Raw genomic sequence first — 4,816 nt, 5'->3', positions numbered from 1 at the left:
TTCAGTCCTGATCCTTCGCGTCCCTCACCCCAACCCTCTCCCGCACGGGAGAGGGGGCCTGGCGCGGCTGGCGAGACCGGGCTCGCCGTCCTTCCCGACCGTTGCAACATGGTCGGATACGGCTCTAAGGACCGTCCGCGACCGTGACCCGATCGGCGACACCGTCGGTCTTGCCGCTGAGGCCCGGCACCTCGTCGAGCTGCCGCAGGCTGGTGAACCGGCCGCGCTCCTCCCGGTAGCGCACGATCTCGAAACCGTGGCCCTTCAGTGCCGGAACGCTGTCCAGCTCCTCGGCCGTCGCCGTGTTGAGATCGATCACGGTGGTGCCCTTCCGCGCCGGTCGGCGCCGTACTCGGTCGCTCCGGTCCCGCGCCGGCCCGGGCGCCTCAACGGATCGGATCGGCGCGGAACTGCCCGTGGGCGGGCTCGGACGCCCGACAGCGGCAGGCGGGCGGCAGGCCGGTCGGGCCCGTGCGGTACGGCCCCTCCCCGCTCAACAGGCGCAGCAGAAGATGCTCGAGCGGCGCCGCCTGATAGGGTTTCTGGAGCACCGGAACCGCCTGATAGGCGGCGTCCAGGCCGTGCTGCCCGTACCCGGTGGCGAATAGGAACGGCGTGCCGCGCGCCAGCAGCAGGTCGGCGACCGGGTAGCTGCGCGCCTCGCCGAGGTTCACGTCGAGCACCGCCAGATCGAACGCCTCGGTCCGGGCATGGGCCAGGGCTTGGTCGAGGCGCATCGCCACCACGACCTCGCAGCCCAGGTCGAGCAGCATGTCCTCCGCGAGCATGGCGACGAGGCTCTCGTCCTCGACCAGCAGGACCCGGCGTCCGGCGAGCGGCGTCATGGCGCGCGCGGCCCTTCGACCGCCTCCTGGCCGATCCAGCCGAGCCGGGTCAGCGGGATCCGCATCTGGCAGGTCGCGCCCGCCGGCGCGAAGGTGATCGCCGCGCTGCCGTCGAACTCCAGCGGCAATTGCCGCTCGATGAGCCGCGAGCCGAACCCCTTCCGGGTCGGGGGCGTGACTGGAGGGCCACCCCGCTCCTCCCAGAGCAGGTCGAGCTGCTGACGGCCGTCATCGCGATCGTGCAGGGACCACGTCACCGCGACCCGGCCCTCGGGCGTCGACAGAGCGCCGTACTTCGCCGCGTTGGTCATCAACTCGTGGAGGGCCATTGCCAGCGTCACTGCCACCTTAGGGTGCAATCGCGCGTCCGGCCCCTGTAACCGGAAGCGGCCGGCATCGACCTCCGCCAAAAGGTGGGGGGCGAGCGCGCGCTCGACCACGCCGCGCAGGCTGGCGCTCTCCCAATTGTCCTCGACCAGCACGTTGTGGGCGTTGGACAGGGCCGCCATCCGGGCGTCGAAGACGGCGCGCGTCGTCTGGTCCGTCCGCCCGCGGAAGGTCTGTGCGGCGATCGACTGCACCGTGGCGAGGGTGTTCTTCACCCGGTGATTGAGCTCGTTGATCAGCAGGCGTTGGCGCTCGGCGGCCGCCTTCTCCTCGCTGATGTCGCGGACCTCGATGATCGTCCCGATGATGTTGGTCGCATCGTCGCGGATCGGGCTGGCAGTGAACGCCACGGGGAAGAAGTGCCCATCCCTGTGCACGAACACCTCCTCGCCGCGCTCCTGATTGTTTTCCGGGAAGGCGCGGTCGATCGCGCACTCCTCCAGCGGGAAGGGCCTGCCGTCCGGGTAGGTGTGGTGGACGATGTCGTGCAGCGGGCAATCGCGCGCGAGGACTTCTCGCAGCGTCCAACCGGTCAGCTGCTCGGCGGCGCGGTTCATGTAGATGCAGTGCTGGCGGTCATCCATCAGGAAGATGGACACCGAGGCGTTGTCGAGGACCGCGTTGAGGCGACGCTCGCTCTCGAAGAGCTGGCCCGACCCACGCCGCAAGCTCGCCAGCGGCGCGCTGGCGGCGGACGAGGATTGAAACGGCTGCCGCGAGTTCGGCACGGTCACGACCCTTCACGCGGGTTGATCTGAGATACCCTGCGCGCGATCCTGGTGGACCTTCGGGACTGGGCACGGTGGGTGGCTGGCCGCGCCGGACGGCCTAGAGGTGGGAGCGTGCAACGCACCATGCGCGGCGGTTGTTCCGCCGCGCGGACGGTCCGGCCGCGCCGTTCCGCCCGGGTCCGGATCACGCGGGTCCGGGCTCCGGGCGGCGCGCGAATAGGGCGGCCCAGTCGGCTCGACGCTCCTGCGGGACGAGGAAGAAATCCCACGTCACGTAGTCGCTGACCGCGAGCCACGTGCTCGCATCGTCGATCAGGTTTCCGGTGATGTCCGCGCAGATGTAGCCGTGGCTCTCGGCGAACCGGTAGAGGGAGTCCTGCGCGTGCCCGTAGGCGGAGTAGCCGGCCCAGCCGTACTCCACGCTGACGATCGGGCGGCATCGCCGGAGGAGCTGGGCCGCGCCGCTCAGGGCGTTCAACTCCCCGCCCTCGATGTCCATCTTGATGTAGGCCACCGCGGGGACGTGACCGAGGGCGGTATCGAGCCTCTCCGTCCTGACCTTGATGGTCTTGGACGTGATGGCGGGACTGCTGAAGTAGCGGGCGAGGAGCCCGCTCTCGCCGGGCACGCTCGCGACCGTGAAATCGGTGCGCCCCGCCGTGTCGGAGAGGGCGACGTCGTGCAGCTCGACCTCGGGTCGTCGGCCGAAACGCCCCGCCAGATCCTTCATCAGGAACGGGATCGGCTCGAAGGCGTGGACCTTGCCGGTCGGGCCGACGATGTCGACGAACGCGACGAGGTGGAGCCCGGTATGGGCGCCGACGTCGACGACGACATCCCCCGGAGCGAGGAAGCGGCTGTAGCCCTGCCGCAGGATGCGCTCGTAGTCCGGGACCTGACCGGCGTCATGAACCGCCTTGAAGGCGTTGGCGGCGGCCACGGCAGGATGCATGCGCAGGGTCCGTTCAGAGGGGGCGAGTCCGGAGGGTCGGCGAGGTCGCGCCCATGGTAGCCCGCCCCGCGCCGGCTCTGCCAGCGCGCCGCCGCGGGGTGCCGAGCCCGCTGCGAGCCCCGACCGGGTCAGGCGGGCCGGCCCTTCCCGAACCGCTTCAGCAGTCGCTCGCGCTTCAGGCGCGACAGGCGGGCGATCCAGAACACGCCGTCGAGCTGGTCGATCTCGTGCTGGAGGACCGCGGCCGGGAAGCCCTCGGTCTCCTCCTCGTGGGTGGACCCGTCGAGGTCGCGGTAGCTCAGGCGGATGCGGGCGGCCCGGGTGACCCGCTCGCGCACCCCCGGCATGCTGACGCTGCCCTCGTCGTGGACCTCCGTGTCGGGGGACGCCCAGGACACGACGGGGTTCACGTACACGCGGGCGCTCTCGTCCGGCGACATCCGCACCACCACGAGGCGCGCGGGGACGCCGATATGCGGGGCGGTCAGGCCGATGGCGCTCTCGGCCATGAGCGTGTCCCGGACGTCGTCGGCGAGGGCCCGCAGGGCCGCGTCGAACGCGTCGACCGGTTCGGCCGGGCGCGTCAGGCGGGGATCGGGAAACAGGACGAGCGGGCGCGCCGGCATGGTTGATCAGTCCGCGTGGGTCGGTTCACCTGCGGCTCCGCGAGGGCCCGCCGCGCGCCATGCAAGCCGCGCCGCGGGGCGGATCGTCAAGACCGGCGCGCCGCAGGCCCGCCCGCGTCGCCGGGTCCCGGGCCGGCCGCGACGGCGCGCGCGACGTGGTGGAGCTTGTCGGGATTGCGCGTGATGTAGATGGCGTCGATCCGGCCATTCTCGATCGCGAGGGCCGTCGTCTGCAGGAGGCCGCCGCGCTCGCGGGTGACATAGCCCGGAAGCCCGTCGATCCACACGAACCCGACCAGCGCCGCCCGGCCGTCGCCCCACTTGCGCCGCGCGCCCGCGTAGAGCCGGAGCAGGCGCTCGAGCCCCCGGATCGGGTTGACGAAGGCGAGCACCTTGCCGCCGCCGTCCGAGGAGAGCGTCACGCGGTCGGCGAGCAGCGTCCGCAGCCCCGCGACATCGCCGCTCGCGGAGGCCTCGAAGAACGCCCGGGCGACGCGCTCGCCCTCGTCGCGCGTCACGGGATAGCGCGGGCGCGCGGCCCGGACGTTCCGGCGGGCGCGCGCCGCGAGCTGGCGCACGGCCGGCGCCGCCCGCCCGAGCGTCTCCGCGATGTCGCCGAGCGGCAGGCCGAACACGTCGTGGAGCAGGAAGGCCGCGCGTTCCAGCGGGGACAGCCGCTCGAGCGCGAGCATCAGCGTCAGGGTGAGGTCGTCCTCGTCCACGCCGTCCGCTCCCGGCTCGACCAGCGGCTCGACCAGCGGCTCCGGGAGCCAGGGGCCGACATAGCTCTCCCGGCGCGCGCGCGCCGACTTGATCTGGTCGAGGCAGAGCCGCGTCACGACGCGCGCGAGGAACCGGTCGGGCGCCGCGACCCCACTCCGGTCGGCCGCGACCCAGCGCAGCCACGCGTCCTGCACGACGTCCTCGGCCTCGCTGCGCGAGCCGAGCATGCGGTAGGCGATGCGCAGGAGCCGGGGACGGTGGGCCTCGAAGGCGGCCGTCCCGTCCCCGTGCCCCGGCGGCACGACCGGACCGGAGGCCTGATCGCGTCGGGGCGGAGCCCGCCCGCCGGGACGGTCGGGGCCCGTCATGCCGTCGCGAGCCAGGTCTCGAAGCGCGTGCCGCCGAGGCGGGCCGCGCCCGCGTCGTCGGGAACCAGGGAGCCCCGCGCCAGCGCGGCACCGAAGTAGCGGGCCGCGGCGTCGACCGTCACCGCGCGGCCGTCGCCGGCGGCCGCCACGCGCCGGGCGACGAGCCCCCGCAACGGCAGGCGCC

At 72.7% G+C, this 4,816-nt stretch carries 6 protein-coding genes and 1 pseudogene; all 7 read right to left on the bottom strand.

All coding sequences use genetic code 11. The annotated features are described in order from the left end of the window. Positions 1-124: 124 nt before the first annotated feature. Positions 125-319 (bottom strand): helix-hairpin-helix domain-containing protein, encoded by a 195-nt coding sequence (locus tag ACLBYE_RS29565; RefSeq protein ID WP_447696885.1) that lies wholly within the window; start codon positions 317-319, stop codon positions 125-127. A 67-nt stretch (positions 320-386) separates the two neighbouring features. Continuing rightward, positions 387-845, bottom strand: a complete 459-nt coding sequence (locus tag ACLBYE_RS29560) for a response regulator (RefSeq protein WP_447696884.1) — start codon at positions 843-845, stop codon at positions 387-389. Next, positions 842-1,960 (bottom strand): sensor histidine kinase, encoded by a 1,119-nt coding sequence (locus ACLBYE_RS29555; protein WP_447696886.1) that lies wholly within the window; start codon positions 1,958-1,960, stop codon positions 842-844. The genes ACLBYE_RS29560 and ACLBYE_RS29555 overlap by 4 nt, the downstream gene beginning before the upstream one ends. Before the next feature lie 187 nt (positions 1,961-2,147). Continuing rightward, positions 2,148-2,915, bottom strand: coding sequence for an FkbM family methyltransferase (locus ACLBYE_RS29550; RefSeq protein ID WP_447696883.1), 768 nt, complete (start codon positions 2,913-2,915; stop codon positions 2,148-2,150). 128 nt (positions 2,916-3,043) lie between these two features. Further along, positions 3,044-3,541: a peptide deformylase gene (locus tag ACLBYE_RS29545; RefSeq protein WP_447696882.1), complete on the bottom strand. Its 498-nt coding sequence runs from the start codon at positions 3,539-3,541 to the stop codon at positions 3,044-3,046. A gap of 86 nt (positions 3,542-3,627) precedes the next feature. Continuing rightward, complete coding sequence (locus tag ACLBYE_RS29540; protein WP_447696881.1) at positions 3,628-4,566, bottom strand: sigma-70 family RNA polymerase sigma factor; 939 nt, start codon at positions 4,564-4,566, stop codon at positions 3,628-3,630. Between the two features lie 62 nt (positions 4,567-4,628). Continuing rightward, a pseudogene (locus tag ACLBYE_RS29535) lies at positions 4,629-4,816 on the bottom strand (NmrA family transcriptional regulator); the annotation flags it as partial.

The organism is Methylobacterium sp. A52T (assembly GCF_053346095.1).
Note: the sequence above shows the minus strand (reverse complement) of the source record. Positions and strands in the feature narration are given on the sequence as shown.